General features: G+C 63.0%; 12 protein-coding genes. 6 read left to right on the top strand and 6 right to left on the bottom strand.

Going from position 1 to position 16,136, the window contains the following annotated elements; all coding sequences use genetic code 11:
• Positions 1–72: 72 nt before the first annotated feature.
• Both BLT00_RS05755 and BLT00_RS05750 read left to right on the top strand, forming a co-directional pair.
• The gene (locus tag BLT00_RS05755) at positions 73–756 is read left to right on the top strand and encodes a murein L,D-transpeptidase catalytic domain family protein (RefSeq protein ID WP_092143714.1); all 684 of its coding nucleotides are present in this window, start codon (positions 73–75) and stop codon (positions 754–756) included.
• Between the two features lie 172 nt (positions 757–928).
• Positions 929–1,891: a class I SAM-dependent methyltransferase gene (locus tag BLT00_RS05750; protein WP_092143219.1), complete on the top strand. Its 963-nt coding sequence runs from the start codon at positions 929–931 to the stop codon at positions 1,889–1,891.
• A 3-nt stretch (positions 1,892–1,894) separates the two neighbouring features.
• On the opposite strand, the gene BLT00_RS05745 is transcribed toward BLT00_RS05750, so the two are convergent.
• Together BLT00_RS05745 and BLT00_RS05740 are read right to left on the bottom strand one after the other, a co-directional pair.
• A complete protein-coding gene (locus tag BLT00_RS05745) occupies positions 1,895–6,991 on the bottom strand; it encodes a dermonecrotic toxin domain-containing protein (RefSeq protein ID WP_092143216.1) in 5,097 nt (1,698 codons plus the stop codon).
• Positions 6,992–7,119: 128 nt separating this feature from the next.
• Positions 7,120–8,064, bottom strand: coding sequence for a LysR family transcriptional regulator (locus tag BLT00_RS05740; RefSeq protein ID WP_063321195.1), 945 nt, complete (start codon positions 8,062–8,064; stop codon positions 7,120–7,122).
• Positions 8,065–8,190: 126 nt separating this feature from the next.
• Between BLT00_RS05740 and BLT00_RS05735 the strand changes: the two genes are divergently transcribed.
• The 4 genes from BLT00_RS05735 to aldA are packed head-to-tail and all read left to right on the top strand — an operon-like array spanning position 8,191 to position 12,946.
• A complete protein-coding gene (locus BLT00_RS05735; RefSeq protein WP_092143213.1) occupies positions 8,191–9,486 on the top strand; it encodes an MFS transporter in 1,296 nt (431 codons plus the stop codon).
• Between the two features lie 17 nt (positions 9,487–9,503).
• Positions 9,504–10,703, top strand: coding sequence for an L-rhamnonate dehydratase (rhmD, locus tag BLT00_RS05730; RefSeq protein ID WP_046064328.1), 1,200 nt, complete (start codon positions 9,504–9,506; stop codon positions 10,701–10,703).
• Positions 10,700–11,500: an aldolase/citrate lyase family protein gene (locus BLT00_RS05725; protein ID WP_063321192.1), complete on the top strand. Its 801-nt coding sequence runs from the start codon at positions 10,700–10,702 to the stop codon at positions 11,498–11,500. Before rhmD ends, BLT00_RS05725 begins: the two co-directional genes overlap by 4 nt.
• Positions 11,501–11,512: 12 nt before the next feature.
• Complete coding sequence (gene aldA / locus BLT00_RS05720; protein ID WP_092143210.1) at positions 11,513–12,946, top strand: aldehyde dehydrogenase; 1,434 nt, start codon at positions 11,513–11,515, stop codon at positions 12,944–12,946.
• Between the two features lie 175 nt (positions 12,947–13,121).
• Here the strand turns inward: aldA and BLT00_RS05715 are convergent, their stop codons facing one another.
• From BLT00_RS05715 to BLT00_RS05700, 4 genes are all read right to left on the bottom strand, one after another.
• A complete protein-coding gene (locus BLT00_RS05715; protein ID WP_092143207.1) occupies positions 13,122–13,724 on the bottom strand; it encodes a LysE family translocator in 603 nt (200 codons plus the stop codon).
• A gap of 54 nt (positions 13,725–13,778) precedes the next feature.
• Positions 13,779–14,615 carry an AraC family transcriptional regulator gene (locus BLT00_RS05710; RefSeq protein ID WP_092143204.1) on the bottom strand — a complete coding sequence of 279 codons (837 nt, stop codon included), beginning with the start codon at positions 14,613–14,615 and terminating at the stop codon, positions 13,779–13,781.
• A 179-nt stretch (positions 14,616–14,794) separates the two neighbouring features.
• Positions 14,795–15,220 carry a GlcG/HbpS family heme-binding protein gene (locus tag BLT00_RS05705; protein WP_092143201.1) on the bottom strand — a complete coding sequence of 142 codons (426 nt, stop codon included), beginning with the start codon at positions 15,218–15,220 and terminating at the stop codon, positions 14,795–14,797.
• Between the two features lie 69 nt (positions 15,221–15,289).
• On the bottom strand, positions 15,290–16,072 hold the full coding sequence (locus BLT00_RS05700) for an ABC transporter substrate-binding protein (RefSeq protein WP_063321187.1): 783 nt from the start codon (positions 16,070–16,072) through the stop codon (positions 15,290–15,292).
• Positions 16,073–16,136 lie beyond the last annotated feature (64 nt).

The raw sequence follows: 16,136 nt of genomic DNA, 5'->3' as shown, positions 1-16,136 counted from the left end.
GATGCCGCGAACGAACACCACGCTGGAAACGCTTCGCCTGTACAGGGCTTTTTGCGCCGACTCTGCCTGGTCATGCTGGGCCTGGGCGTCATTTGCAGCCCGGCACTGGCCGAAAAGAAGACGAATTCGCAAACGCTCTACAACAGCCTCGCCCACGCAGCGCCGGAACTCAATCCCCAGGCGCTCAAAAGTGCCCTGAGCGCCATGCAATGCGCGGTCGCCAATGGTGCCAGCCAGGCCCGCCACCTGGCGGTCATCGACTACTCGCAACCCTCCACGGCCCGTCGCCTGTGGATCTTCGACCTGCGTCAAAAGAAGCTGGTATTGCGTGACCTGGTGGCCCACGGGCAAAAATCCGGGGAAAACTTCGCGACGCAATTCTCCAATCGCCTGGGCAGCTACCAATCCAGCCTGGGCCTGTTTCGCACCCAGGAAAGCTACCAGGGCACCCACGGCTATTCGTTGCGCATGGACGGCCTGGAGCCGGGTTTCAATGACCTGGCCCGTGATCGGGCCATCGTGATCCATGCCGCCGACTACGTGAACCCGTTGTGGAGCGTGCGCCAGGGCCGCATCGGGCGCAGCCAGGGTTGCCCTGCCGTACGCCCCCAGGTGGCGCGCCAGGTGATCGACAAGCTCAAGGGCGGTCAATTCATGTTTTCCTGGTATCCGGACCCCAGTTGGCTCAAGCGTTCGGCGTACCTCAACTGCCAGCCGCAACAGGTTGCCAGTATCCTTGCGACCAGCGGCAGTTAGGCACGGCCCCCGTGGCGAGGGAGCTTGCTCCCGCTTGAGTGCAAAGCGCTCACACTGTTGATTGGGCCGGCTACGGATGGGGGCTGCTACGCACCCCAGCGGGAGCAAGCTCCCTCGCCACAAGGGTCACGGGTGGTTAGAATGCCGGCCCTTCGAATTGCTGGCCTTTGCGATGAACCCTGAAGCCGTTCAAACCCTTCACGCCCATTTGCTGACTGCCCTGGAGTCGGCGCCAGAAGAAACCCGGCGCCTGTTCCATGGCCGCGGGCGCTGCTGGCCGGGCCTGGAGCAAATCACTGTCGACTGGTTACAAGGGGTGGTCCTGGTCTCGCTGTTCAAGGAACCGGAACCCACGCACCTGGAGGATTTGATCGCGACACTGCTGGCGCTCGCTACGTCGTCGGCCTGGCAACACAGCAAGGCCCATACGCTGGCCGTACAGCACCGCTACCTGCCGCAAAGCCTCACCCAATGGCTGGTGGGCGAGCCCATTGACGAATGGACCCTGACCGAAGGCGGCCTGCGTTACCGGATCGATCTGGGCAAGAAGCAGAACAACGGCCTGTTCCTCGACATGCGTTATGGCCGCGACTGGGTGCGGGCCAATGCCAACGGCAAGCGAGTGTTGAATCTGTTCGCCTACACCTGCGGTTTCTCGGTGGCAGCCATCGCCGGCGGCGCGCGGCACGTGGTCAACCTGGACATGTCACGTGCGGCCCTGAGCCGAGGTCGCGACAACCATCGCCTGAACAGCCATGACCTGGGCCAGGTGAGTTTCCTCGGCCACGATTTATTCAAGTCCTGGGGCAAGGTGATCAACAGCGGGCCGTATGACCTGGTGATCATCGACCCGCCCACCTTCCAGAAAGGCAGTTTCCTGCTGACCAAGGATTACCAGCGCGTCCTGCGCCGCCTGCCGGAACTGCTGACCACCGACGGCACGGTCCTGGCCTGCAGCAACGACCCGGCCACCGGCCCGGACTTCCTCATCGACGGCGTCACCCGCGAAGCACCGGGCCTGGTGTTCGAACAGCGGCTGGCGAATCCGCCGGAGTTTCCAGATGCCGACATGGCGTGTGGCCTGAAAGCGCTGGTGTTCAGGATGACGGCCTCTGGCGAGGGTGCCGGCCAGTAACCTCTATTGCGTGCGCAACGACCACCAAGGGCTGACCAGGCCTGTGGTGATCCGCTTGACCATCCCTTCAACCTCCCGGCTCTTGACCGAGCGATAGATGGCCATGGTGCGCCGCAACTGGTCTTCGCTGAGCGTCACCGGCTGGCCGGCGGCCCAATCCACATCCGCCACCGCCTCGAGCCTCACACGGTGCCAGACGATCCCTTCTGGCCCGGTGACGGATTCCAGGGCACTGGGCAGGTCGGCTTCCGGGTGTGCCAGGTTATCCAGCAATACCTGGGGCCAATGGGAAGGGTCCACCGGCTCGCTGAAGGCATCCACCAGATCGTCTTCCACGGTGTCCCAGATCGCCAAGCCGTCGGACCACTCGCGGGACATCAACCCCAGGTAGGGACGCCAGGTCAGTTCGCCGACGCGGGGTATTTGATCGTTGCCGTTAAAGGAGTCCTGGGCGTCGCTGAGCCAGTTGATGAAGCCTTCCCGTGTCATGGCCGCCCGCAACTGCGAGACGTCGGGATAACGCCCGCTCAATACTCTGCCCCAATAGTCATGGTGGCGGCCCAGGAAGCTCGCGAAAGGCACCCTTTGCGGCTCGAGGCGGGCACGTTGAACCGCCTGGAACATCAGGAAATGCGCCTCCAGTTCGGGGACGTCCGGCGGTTGCCTGTCCAGCACGCGGGCCTGCAAGCGTGTGCGCAGTTGAGCCAATTGCTGGTCGAAATCCGCAACCCGTGCCGAGAGGTCGGCATAGATGTCCGGGAAACCGGTGTAGTACTGCAGGATGCTGGTCGCCCTTTGTCGATCGCCGGCGGCCAACCCGCCCGACACATCGGCATCGGCGTCACGGATGAGGCCGGAGTACCAATCGATGAAACGCCGCCCGCCGGCATCGTCGCGGGCCACTTCCAACGCCCGCTGGAGTTCGTTGAAGGGATCAAGCCAGTCGTCGACGGTGTAGCGAAAAGCCTGGGGGTCCACGGCCCGCAGGATTCGGATCTGGGCGCTGGGCAGTGGATTATCTTCGAGCCAAAGCCCAAGGGTATTCCCCGTTGGCAGGTTGCCCAGCGCCGGGATCAAGTCACCCTGAATGTCAGTGATGCGATTGCCCTTGAGGTCGATGAAGATTGGCTCGGATGATGTTTTCGAGAGCAACCGCAATGCCAGCGCGGGAACGCGTTCAAGCCCGGCGTTGGCCAGCTCCAGCGCCTCCAAGGACACCAGTTCGGGGAGGTCCGGTAAATCGCGACAGTTGTTACCGCTCAGCCGTAAATCCCTGACGGTCGTGGCGCTACGCAGGAATGCACTGCCCTCTTCATCCAGGCGCAGGCCACAGCGAGCCAGGTCCAGGGTGCGCAATCCCGGTAAAGCGGTGATGGCCTGCAATTCCTCGGGGGTGAAATGCAAGTTGTCGGACCATACCAGTTCCCGTAGCGAGGGCAGCTCCGCCAAGCGACCGATGGCCACGGCTCGGTCGGCACCGGGTACGGTCCCGCCGCTCACCTCGGACAGGTTCAGTTCCTCCAGACGAGGAGCACGGTCGGCGCCCAGCAAGGGGGCGAATACCTCCGCGTCCAGGTTGAGTGGATTCCTGCCCAATGACAGCTCCAGCAGGTTGCGAAACTCGCCGGCCGCCGCTGGCACGGTAGTGAGATTATTGCCGTGCAGGCGCAGCGTCTCGATATTGGGAAACAGCCGCAGGAAATCCGAGGGGTCTTCACTCAAGCCCATGTGCGCCAACATCAGCTCTTCGATATGGTCGAAACGCGCGCTGAGGGGCGGAAGCCGGCCGATGTCCCACCCCGATAGACGCAATATCAGCTCGCTATCTTCCCGGTCCGGATCGGGTTCACGTCGCCAGGCCCGGCGGATTTCCCTCGTCACCTCCCTGCGCACCGAAATCAGTTCATCACGGTTGTAACGGCCCTCGTTAGGGTGATGAAGGCCCTCCTCAACCTCCCATTGGCGCAGCCCTTCATCCAGGGTTGCCCATTCAGTCGTCAACCGGCCAACCAGGTCATCGAGACTGATGCCTTCACGCTCGGCCTGCTCGGTCAAGCTGCGTTGCAACCCCTCGAAGGCGGCTCCGGTATGGTGGGGATACAGCCGTTCAAGGCGCCCTTGGAGGGTGCCAAGCCAGCGCCGCAACGGCAGTCGGCCACGGCCGCTCATGGGATAACCAAAGTATCCGTTCAGCCACTGCGGCCCCTCATTCATGTTGTCGAAGCGCTTGAGTCGCAGGTACGGACGCAGACTCTGTCGATCATCCAGGGCTTGCCCAAGAAGGGCCTCACGCAGCTTGGCTGCGTCCCAGATATTCAGGCCCAAGGCATTGCGTGCTTCGTCCGGCATCGCCCTGAGCAACGCTTCTTCCAGGCTCGAAGGCCCGGCCAGTTCGTTATCCGCTTCGTCAAAAGGACGGTATTGGCCGTCCTCCTGGCGAATGACTTTCAAAGGCCCTGCCTCTCCCACCGTGAGCGGGCCTTGCTGCTCGGGCGAGGACAGACGCAGGTGCAGCCGACCGTGTAATCGCGCAGTGTCGCCAAGCAACCCCATGACCATGGCGTCCCGGTCGGCGCTGCTTTCGCCGCGCTCCAGGGCGCGCAAGGCACGGGTCAGGCGCAGCTCGCTCAGGGCTTCTACACATTGCTTGCCCAGGCGCCCGGTCACCCGGCCTTCAAGCAGGCGCAGCCGGTCCTGGCCTCGAGCCTGGCTGGCCAGTTCGTTGGCCAAGGACTCCGGCAGGCCCGGGAAAGCACGCGCCACGGGAACGGCCTGCGGATCGAGCACTGCGGGCCGGGCCAGGGCAGCGCTCACTTGCGTCCCATGGCGTTCCAGGTAGTCGGACCAGCGCCCGGCCAACAACCGGCTGCGCTCCACCGGGCGCAGTCCGAGGGGGCTTTGCCCCAGCAGCGTGCGCTGTTCATTCAGGCTCAATCCGGCCAGGATGCGATCCGCCCAGGCGTCTTGCTCCAGGTCTGCGTCGTGTACGTCGAGCACGCGCGTAGCGGCTGTGTCACCGGTGACGTGAGCCTGCCCGCCGTCGTGATAACGCAGCCTCAGCTCGCTTGGCCAACCCGGCAAATCCACAAGGGTGTGGGCGATTTGCACAGGCACATGCCCGGGCGCTTCATCACGCCGCAGACGGCCAATGGTCTGCTGCACCTTTTGCCAGTTGCGCGCTTCACTCAGGGCGTCGGCGAATAGCGCCGGCAGCGGCTGTCCTTCCACTTGCAGGTAACGCAGGTGCGCCTCACTGATGCTGGCCTGTCGCTGCAAGGCAAGGATCGTCTTGTCGTCCAGCTCGCCTGGCGTTTCGGCAAAGTCGCGCAGCAGTTCCAGGTTGCTGCGCTGCAATGGGTTGCGGTGCGCCCAGCGCCAGCCGCGAGCACGGCTCCATTCCAGCAGAGGCGTCACGCCTCGATGGCCGGCGGGCAGGCGCAAGCCCAAGGCGTCGGCAGTCCCTTGCACCTCGAAATACTGGCCCTCGACCTGCACCCACGCCTGGTCGGCCGTGCGCCAAACACCCCAGGCGTCCTGTTCGGCCACCAAGGGGGGGCGCTGCCGGGCCTGGAACGGCGTGACATCGCCATTCCACAGGCGTGTCGTACCGTCACTCAGCGGCATGGGTTCAACGGCCCCGCCGATAAAACCCAGATAGGCACCTTGAGCGATCCCAAACAAGACGTTGAAGATATGGTCGATGCCTTCCTGGGCGTGGCCTTCGTTGAATGCCTGGATACCTTCGAAGAACTCATACACCAGGCGTACCCCGCCCACCGCCGCTGCGGCCATGCCAATCGGTGCGCAAAACGGGATGAAACTGACGGCGAGCATCAGCGAACGCTCCGCGAGGCTTTCCCAATACTCGAAGCGTGCCAGCAGCGCCTGCCAGTCCTGGTCCTTGGTGGGGACCATCAGCGTCGAGGCATTGGCCAGGATATGGGTGCGCCATTCGTGATAGCGATCGTCCCATTGATTTTTGCGCACATCGCCAAGACTCCAGGGCACGTGGGGCGTCGGCACCCGGATACGCCTGGGGTTGCCACCCTCGCCCAGCTCCCCTTCTCGCCAGCCGGTCACACGCGCATGGATTTCCTGGAACAGATTGAGGTTGTCCTTTATCTCCCATTCCACCTGATCATGCAGGGCATCGCCCAGTTGGGCTTGCAGGCGCAACGGGAGGTAACGCATCAGGCTCTGGCGATAACTGCGCTTGCGCAATCGTTCGGCCAGCTGTGCTGCCATGGCCTGCAGGCTGGGGAATTGCTTGACGGGCGCCACCACGTCATGGGGCAAGTGCAAGACCACCGGGCGTACGCCCTGGGCGTTCCCTGCCACCCCCCAGTAGACCCGAGCACCGAACAACGGCACAGACAGCACTTCCAGTGCCTTGATCTCGCAAGCCAGAGGCTCCACGGGCCGATCTTCGAGCTGCACACCGACATAGGCCAGCAAACGCTCACCGGTCTCATCCAGGCGCCCATCCAGCTTCGCCTCGTAGGCGTCGTAGGCCAGCTGACTGCGTGCATAGGCCATGTAAGCCTTGGCAACGGCGGGAACCTCAGCGCCGATATGCGGCAGCCGCTGTGCGAGCAAACGCTGGTAAGCGCCACCCGCGTCCATGCTTCGACACAGAAGGGCGAAACTGGCCGGGGTCATGGGCAGCGGCAGGGTCGCTGACGGAGCGCCCCAGCGATGGAACTCCCCGGGCTGGCCCTTGATGAACAGCTCGCCTTTCTTGTCGAACTCGCTGCCGACGGCGGCATCGGCGGGAGGGTAATTGCGCATGGCCGCTTCGACCACCGACAACGAGGTGCCGAAGGCATCGCGCTTGATCCGCGCCCGACGTACCGCCTCCACGACGCCGCCCTTGCCCTTCACCGGTCCCCAGGCCTGCACGGGCGGCTGAGCCAGCAGCAGGTCGCGCGTAAAGGTATCGGGGGCCGGCAAGTCGACCATCAGCGCATTGAGGGTGTCGCTGTCGCGTTGCAATTGCTGGGTCAGGACCTTGAACCGTTTCTGGTGGGCTCGCGAGGCGCGTTTCAACCAGATGGGCAGCCTGGCGTGGATGAACTCGACATGGGTCTCGAGTGTGGACATGTTGGACCTCCTTCCTTGGGGGCGATTGAATGCGTTGAGGTGGCCGATGCTCTCCAAACTGATTTTTTTTTGAAACCGCGCAACCGTTGCAAGGGGTTGCGGGCGTCAGCGCAGCAAGCGAATCGGTGCTACCTTCGCGCCGCGGCCTGGGTGCGTAGCAGGTCAATGAACAGTCCCAGCTCCCGGTTCACCGGCTCACCCTTGCGCCGCAACATGCCAAACGGCGCCAGTTGTACGTCCAGTGCCACTGGCAGCGCCACCACCAGGCCCATTTTCAGGTAATCGCGCAACGCCGTTTCCGAGAGCACCATGATCGCGTCGGTCAGCTGGATCAGCTGCTGCATGGAATACACCGAGCTGCACTCGATGATGTCCGCTGGCATTGGCAACGCCAGGCGTTGCAGCGCCTGATCGAGGCCGATGCGCGCCGGGCTGGTTTCCGGTTGCAGGATCCATGGCCAGTCGCTGACCAGTTCGGCCAGGGCCAGTTTTTTGCGCCGTGCCAGGGGATGGCCGGCGTGGACTACCACCAGCAGTCGTTCATTGCCCAGTTGTTCGAAGTCGTAGTGCTCGCTGTCGGTGGCAGCGTTGCGTCGGGCGATGGCCAGGTCGATGCGACCTTGCTCCAGCAACTGGATCACCTGGTCGCTGGTATCGCCCATGATGCGGATTCGCAGCTGCGGATTGAGCGCCTTGATCCGCGCGATGGAATCCATGACCAAGTCCGGCGCCGCTCCCATGATGGTGCCGATGGACAGGTAACCATAACCGCCCTGTTGGCGCGCCAGCAGATCTTCGGCGCAGCGATCCAGGCCGCTGAGGGCTAACTCGGCGAAGCGGATCAGTTCCTGGCCCAGGGCGGTCGGGCGCATACCCCGGGGCAGGCGCTCGAACAGGTCGCAACCGAACATGTCCTCGATCTCGTGCAGCATCCGGGTCGCCGCCGGTTGCGACATGTTCAGGCTCTGGGATGCCCGGTGCAGGTTCTGGCTGGCGCTCAAGGCCACCAGCATGTGCAAATGTTTGTAGCGCAGGCGGTTGAACAGACTGCGCGACAATACAGGATGAGTCATTGATAGGCCCCTGATTACCGATACCTTCAAGGTATCGGTTGTTAGCGAGATTCGATTTGTAACGCATCAATCGCCCGCCGTACAGTCCAGCCCATAAGAACAAATACCTGCTAAAGGACTCCCGCGATGAAGACTCTTCCTGTGTCTGTACTGGCCAAGATTTCCTGGCGCCTGCTGCCCTTCCTGCTACTGATGTACATCATGGCTTTTCTCGACCGGGCCAACGTTGGCTTCGCCAAACAGGCCTTCCAGGCCGACACCGGTATCGGCGACGCCGCATTCGCGTTTGGTGCGGGCGTGTTCTTCGCCGGTTATGCACTGCTGGAAGTGCCCAGCAACCTGATCCTGCACCGCGTCGGTGCGCGGTTGTGGATGTGCCGGATCATGGTCACCTGGGGGCTGGTGTCGGCGGCCATGGTCTTTGCCCACAACGAAACCAGTTTCTACGTGCTGCGCTTCTTGCTGGGCGTGGCCGAAGCCGGGTTCTTTCCCGGTGTCATCCTCTACCTCACCTATTGGTTCCCCTCGGCGGCCCGGGGCAAGGCCATGGGCTTCTTCTACTTCGGCGCGCCGCTGGCGTTCATCTTTGGCAGCCCGCTGTCGGGCCTGCTGTTGGAGCTGGACGGTTTTGCCGGTGTTCACGGCTGGCAGTGGTTGTTCGCCGTTGAAGGCCTGATGGCCTCGGCTGTGGGCATCTGGGCCTATTGGTACCTGGACAACCGCCCCGCCGATGCCAAATGGCTGACGGTCGAGGAACGCCGGCAGGTCCAGGCGCTGCTCGATGCCGAGGACCTGCACAAACAATCCCACGGCCGCAGCCTGCTCAGCGTGCTGTGCCAACCTTCGGTGTTGTACCTGTGCCTGATTTATCTGCTGATCCAGGCCAGCGTCTATGGCGTGGTGTTTTACCTGCCGACCCAGGTCGGCGGTCTGTTGGGCAGCAAGGTCGGGTTGATGGTGGGGCTGGTCACGGCCATTCCATGGATCTGCGCGCTGTGCGCGGCCTACCTGATTCCCGGTTACAGCGACCGCACCGGCCAGCGCCGCCGTACCGCCGCGTTGACCCTGCTGATGGCGGCCGCCGGAATCGCCTGCTCGGTGAGCGTTTCCAGCCCATTGCTGGGAATCATCGCCCTGTGCTTCGCCGCTTCCGGCTTCATCGCCGTGCAGCCGGTGTTCTGGACCTTTCCATCCAGCTACCTGGCCGGCAGCGCGGCAGCAGCGGGCATCGCGTTGATCAACTCCTTTGGCGCCCTCGGCGGCTTTATCGCCCCGGTGCTGAAGAATTGGGCCGAAGGCGCCTTCCACTCTCCCGCCGCAGGCCTCTACCTGCTCTCCGTTACCACCGTTATCGCCGCGTTGCTGGTGCTGGGTATCCACTCGCCCGGCCAACGCGCTTCGAAGACGCCCGCCACTGTTTAACTCAAGGAGCTGCACATATGGGTATTCCCACAATCAAACACGTTCGCGCCTTCGTGCTTCGAGGCGGCGGCGCGGACTATCACGACCAAGCCGACGGCCACTGGATCGACGATCACATCGCCACGCCCATGAGCAAGTACCCGGACTATCGCCAGAGCCGCCGCAGTTTCGGCATCAATGTGCTCGGCACCCTGGTGGTGGAAATCGAAGCCAGCGATGGCACCGTCGGGTTCGCCGTGACCACCGGTGGCGAGCCCGCGGCCTACATCGTTGAAAAGCACCTGGCACGATTCGTCGAAGGCGCCCGGGTGACCGACATCGAGAAGATCTGGGACCAGATGTACCAGTCCACGCTCTACTACGGCCGCAAGGGCCTGGTGATCAACACGATTTCCGGCGTGGACCTGGCGCTCTGGGACTTGCTCGGCAAGATCCGCCAAGAGCCGGTGCATCAATTGCTCGGCGGCGCGGTGCGTGACGAATTGCAGTTCTATGCCACCGGCGCGCGGCCGGACCTGGCGCAGAAAATGGGTTTCATCGGCGGCAAGATGCCTTTGCATCACGGCCCGGCCGAAGGCGAGGAAGGCTTGCGCAAGAATCTCGAAGCCCTGGCAACCATGCGCGAGCGGGTCGGCCCCGATTTCTGGCTGATGCTCGATTGCTGGATGAGCCTGGACCTCAACTACGCCACCAAACTTGCGGTCGGCGCCCACGAGCACGGTTTGAAGTGGATCGAAGAGGCGTTGCCGCCCGACGACTACTGGGGCTACGCCGCGCTGCGCAACAACGTGCCCAAGGGCATGCTGGTGACCACCGGTGAGCATGAGGCCACCCGTTGGGGCTTTCGCATGCTGCTGGAGATGGGTTGCTGCGACATCATCCAGCCGGACGTTGGCTGGTGCGGCGGCCTCACCGAACTAGTGAAGATCTCGGCCCTGGCCGACGCCCACAACGCGCTGGTAATCCCCCACGGCTCCTCGGTCTACAGCTATCACTTCGTCGCCACCCGGCATAACAGCCCATTCGCCGAGTTCCTGATGATGGCACCCAAGGCCGACGAAGTGGTGCCGATGTTCCACCCGCAACTGCTGGGTGAACCGGTGCCGGTGGAAGGCCGCATGCGCCTGTCGGTCCTTGACCAGCCTGGCTTCGGCGTGACGCTCAATCCGGATTGCCAGTTGCACCGACCTTATCACCGCGAAAGGAGCACGCCATGAACATGCCCCGCAACGCCTTCAAGGCCGCGCTCACCTCAACACAGCCCCAGTACGGTATCTGGGCCGGTTTCGCCACCGGCTATGCCGCCGAGATCATCGCCGGCACCGGTTACGACTGGATGCTGATCGATGGCGAACACGCGCCCAACACCGTACCCAGCATACTCGGCCAGCTCCAGGCCGTGGCGCCCTATGCCACCGCGCCGGTGGTGCGGGCGGTGACTGGTGACGCCAACCTGATCAAGCAGTTGCTGGATGTCGGCGCCCAGACCCTGATGATTCCCATGGTCGAAACCGCCGAACAGGCCCAGGCCCTGGTACGCGCCATGCGTTATCCGCCCCATGGCATTCGTGGCGTGGGCGGCGGCCTGACCCGCGCCACTCGTTGGGACGGTGTGGCGAACTACCTCACCACCGCCCATGAAGAACTGTGCCTGATCGTCCAGGTGGAATCGCGCACGGGCGTGGAAAACGTCGAAGCCATCGCTGCCGTCGAGGGCGTGGACGCGGTGTTCATCGGCCCCGCCGACCTGTCCATCGGTCTCGGCCATGCAGGCAACCCGGGACATCCCGAGGTACAGGAGCGCATCCGGCACGCGGTCGACGCCACCCTCGCGACGGGCAAGGCCTGCGGCATCCTGGCGCCCAACGAAGCCGATGCGCGTCGTTATCAGGCTTGGGGCTGCCAGTTCATTGCGGTGGCCATCGACATCAGCCTGCTGCGCCAGAGCGCCCAGGCTACCCTCGCCCGCTATCGCGAACCTGCCACCGTCCAAGCGCCGTCGCGCACTTACTAAAAGGAGCCTGCCATGTCATCCGTTCCTGTGTTCCAGAACTTCATCAACGGCCAGTTCACCCACAGCGAAGCACACCTGGACGTGTACAACCCGGCCACCGGTGCATTGCTGTCCCGGGGCCCGGCCTCCACCGCCGCCGATGTCGATCAGGCCTTGGCTGCCGCCCGCGCCGCGCAGAAAGCCTGGTCGGCCAAACCGGCCATCGAACGCGCCGGTCACCTGCGACGCATCGCCGGCAAACTGCGGGAGAACGTTGCGCACCTGGCGCGCACCATCACCCTGGAACAAGGCAAGACCAGCGCCCTGGCCGCAGTGGAGGTGAACTTCACCGCTGACTACCTCGACTACATGGCCGAGTGGGCCCGGCGCATCGAAGGCGAAATCATCACCAGCGACCGCCCCGGGGAAAACATCTTCCTGTTCCGCAAGCCCCTGGGTGTGGTGGCCGGCATCCTGCCGTGGAATTTTCCGTTTTTCCTAATCGCTCGCAAAATGGCCCCGGCCCTGCTGACCGGCAACACCATTGTCATCAAGCCCAGCGAAGAAACCCCGAACAACTGCTTCGAATTCGCCCGGTTGGTGGCCGAAACCGACTTGCCGCCCGGCGTGTTCAACGTGGTGTGTGGCGACGGCCAGGTGGGCGCGGCCTTGAGTGGTCACAAAGGCGTGGACATGATCAGCTTTACCGGCAGCGTTGATACCGGCTCGCGGATCATGACGGCGTCGGCGCCGAACATTACCAAGCTCAACCTGGAACTGGGCGGCAAGGCCCCGGCCATTGTGCTGGCGGACGCTGACCTGGCGTTGGCGGTCAAGGCGATTCGCGACTCACGGATCATCAACACCGGTCAGGTCTGCAACTGTGCCGAGCGGGTCTACGTGGAGCGCAAGGTCGCCGATCAGTTCATCGAACGCATCAGCGCGGCCATGTCCGCCACCCGTTACGGCGACCCGCTGGCCGAGCCCGATATCGAGATGGGCCCCTTGATCAACCGCCATGGCCTGGACAGCGTCGAGCGCAAAGTGAGAACCGCCCTGCAGCAAGGTGCCAGCCTGATCAGCGGAGGTCGCGTGGCAGACCGCCCCGACGGTTTCCACTTCCAACCCACCGTGCTGGCCGGTTGTAACGCCTCGATGCAGATCATGCGCGAGGAAATTTTCGGTCCGGTACTGCCCATCCAGATCATCGACGACCTGGACGAAGCGATCGCCCTGGCCAACGACTGCGACTATGGCCTGACCTCTTCGATCTACACCCGAGACCTGGGTCGCGCCATGCACGCCATTCGAGGCCTGGACTTTGGCGAAACCTACGTCAACCGCGAAAATTTCGAAGCCATGCAGGGGTTCCATGCCGGGGTACGCAAGTCCGGGGTGGGCGGGGCTGATGGCAAGCATGGCTTGTATGAATACACCCATACCCATGCGGTGTACTTGCAAAGCTGACCGGCGATAGAGCCAGATGGGCCGGGATACCCATTGTGGCGAGGGAGCTTGCTCCCGCTGGGCTGCGAAGCAGCCCCCGCTCAATCAACCTGATTCACCGCGTCGCCAGGTTTCAGGGCCGCTTCGCGCCCCAGCGGGAGCAAGCTCCCTCGCCACAATGGTTCTTTCCGATCCCTCAGACCACCAACGTCGCCCATGCCGACACCAGCAGCAACAGCGCCATGGTCCGATTGAACCGGCTCATGGCTACAGCGGAACGGCAGAACCTGGCCGCACCGAGGCCCAGATAGGCCCACACGGTCATGCACGGGATGGAAATCGCGAAAAACGCCAGGGACAGCCAGAGCACCCGCACGGTACGGTCAGCCTCGGCGCCGGCAAACACGCTGACCACCGCCAGCGCCATCATCCAGGTCTTGGGATTCACCAACTGCAACCCGGCCGCTCCCGCCAGGCCCAGTCGCGGGCCTTCGGCGGGCCGGTCCGGGTCAATGGCCTGGGCCGGCGCGCTGAAAATCTGCCAGGCCATCCAGCTCAACCAGGCAATGCCGGCCCATGAGAGCAATGTTTGAATCGTGGCATGACGCGCCAGCACGTCCCCCAATCCGGTGCCGACCAGGAGCACCAACAAGGCTGCCGCCGCGCACGCGCCGAGGATGATCGGCACAGTGGTTGCCAGGCCGAAACGCGAGCTATGGCTCAACACCAGGATATTGGTCGGACCCGGGGTGATGGAGGCGACAAAGGCGAACAAGGCAAACGGCAGTAACTGGTCCATGGAGCAACTTCTCGGTGAATGATCGATCGCTTGATCATCCCGATGAAGCCATGGTCAGTCTGGAACAATTGAGCAGCGCTTGCGGTAGTCCGCCGGGCTCAGGCGATAGGCGCGCTGGAACCAGCGGCCCAAGTGACTTTGATCGGCAAAACCGAGCATGGCCGCCACCGCCACGGCACTCTCGCCACGCGCCAGCAGGCGCCGGGCGCGGGCCAGGCGCAACTGGATCAGATAAGCATGGGGCGCCAGGCCGAATGCCGCCTTGAACGCACGGGTCAGGCGGAAACGATCCACGCCGGTGACCTGCGCCAAGTCATCCAGCCCGATGTCTTCGCTCAGGTGACTGTGCAGATAATCCCGGGCCTGCTGCGCCACCAATGGCAGCCGTGGATCCGGGTTGATCCGCGCCCGCCAGTGCAGATGTTGGGTCAGGTTGGCCAACAGCGTATCGAGGGCCGTCTGGCGCACGATGCGGATCTCCTGCTCGTGCAGGCTCTGGAAGGCCATGGCCGTGGCACTCGCCAGCCGCGCATCGTCCGTCAGGGTGGCGGCAAACCCCAACTGGGCGTTGTCCGGCGCCACGTCGAACAAGGAACGCAATTCGCGCTCCAGCCATTGAGGCTCCAGGTACAACGTGCGGTAGGTAAACCCGTGGTCGTGGGGGGCATTGCCGTCATGCAGCTCGCCGGGCTCGAGCAGGAACACTTTGCCCGGCGTACTGTTGTGCTGCTGGCGGCGGCAATGAAACTGCTGCACGCCCTGCTCGGTCACGCCCACCAGATAGGTGTCATGCCAGTGGGGATCATAGGCATGCCCCTCGAAATGCGCGCGCACGGTCTCGATACCGGACGTGGCGTCCTGCTTGAGATCGATCCAGTTGCGCGCTGTCATGCCCTATCCCGCTTGGTGAATGTGCTCTTGGCAGATTAACGGCTGATGAGGAGAGTGTCTGGAAGATTTGTGCAAACCTTGTGGCGTTCGGGTTTGCTCACGATGGTGTTCGGTCTGTAGATGCATCTGTAACTGACCCACCGCTATCACGAGCAAGCTCGCACAGGTTTATAGCCGCCTCAGGAATCCGGAGTAATCACCGGCAACACCGTCTCTACCGCCAAGCGAGCCAATTCAGCATCCTGCTCAGCCTTGACCCCAGAAACCCCGATGGCACCGATGCACTGGCCGTCATGGTGAATGCTCACCCCACCTTCAAGCATGCCCTGCACGTGCGGAGCGCTGAGAAACGCGTAACGACCACCATTGATCATGTCTTCGAAAACCTTGCTATCACGCCGCCCCATGGCGGCCGTGCGGGCTTTTTCGGTAGCGATATAGGCCGACAACGGCGAGGCATCGTCCAGGCGCAGCAGCCCCAACGGGTGGCCTCCGTCGTCTACCACACAGATCGACACCGCCCATTCCCGCTGGTGCGCCAGATCTTTGGCCGCTACCAGCAACATGGCAACGTCTTGTTCAGTGAGTGCCGCTTTGGTTTTCATGGATCACTCCGTGCTGTGTAACAGGAAGCCCGCAGATATAGCCTGCGGGCCAAAAACCAGCCTCGAACCTCATTCGCCGTAGATATCGAAGTCAAAGTACTTCTGGCGAATCCGCTCGTAAGTGCCGTTGGCGCGAATGGTCGCCAGTGCCTGATTGAAGCGGCCCGCCAGCGTATCGTTCTTGCGTACCGCAATGCCGATGCCGGTGCCGAAGTATTGTTCCTCGGTGAAATTGGGCCCGACAAATTCGAAATCATTGCCCTCGGGACGCTTGAGCAGGCTCTCGTCGATCACCACCGAACTGGCCATGGTCGCGTCCAGGCGCCCGCCCAGCAAGTCGAGGAATATTTCGTTCTGCGAACCATAGCGCACTACCTCGGCGCCCGCCGGGGCAAAGTGATCGGTGACATAGCGATCGAAGTTGGTGGCCCGCTGCACGCCGATCCGCTTGCCGTTGAGTTGTGCCGGAATATCGTTGATGCCGCTGCCCTTGCGAAACACCAGGCGCGCCGGGATTCGGTAATAGCGATCAGTGAAGTCCACCGACTTCAATCGCTCGGGGGTGATGGACATGGAGGAAATCACCGCGTCGACCTTCTTCACCTTGAGCGCTGGAATCAAACCGTCGAATTCCTGTTCCTGCCAGACACAACGGACCTTCATCTCGGCGCAAAGTGCCTGGCCGATGTCGTAGTCGAAACCGACGATGGCGTTGTCCGGAGTTTTTGAGGCGAATGGTGGATAAGCCGCCTCAATACCGATGCGCAACGATGATTCGGCGGCTTGCAGGCTCGTGCCGAAAGCCAGCAGCGAGACGAGACCCAGTTTCAAGGCGATGCGTTTAACGTTCATTCATTTGCTCCAGGTGCGATGTTATTGATTTCGGGCACTGCGCAGAAGTCGCCCGTTATGGCAG

This window comes from Pseudomonas sp. NFACC51 (assembly GCF_900103575.1).
GTDB lineage: Bacteria > Pseudomonadota > Gammaproteobacteria > Pseudomonadales > Pseudomonadaceae > Aquipseudomonas > Aquipseudomonas fluorescens_Q.
The sequence above is the reverse complement of the archived record's forward strand: the minus strand, read 5'-3'. Positions and strand labels throughout refer to the sequence as shown.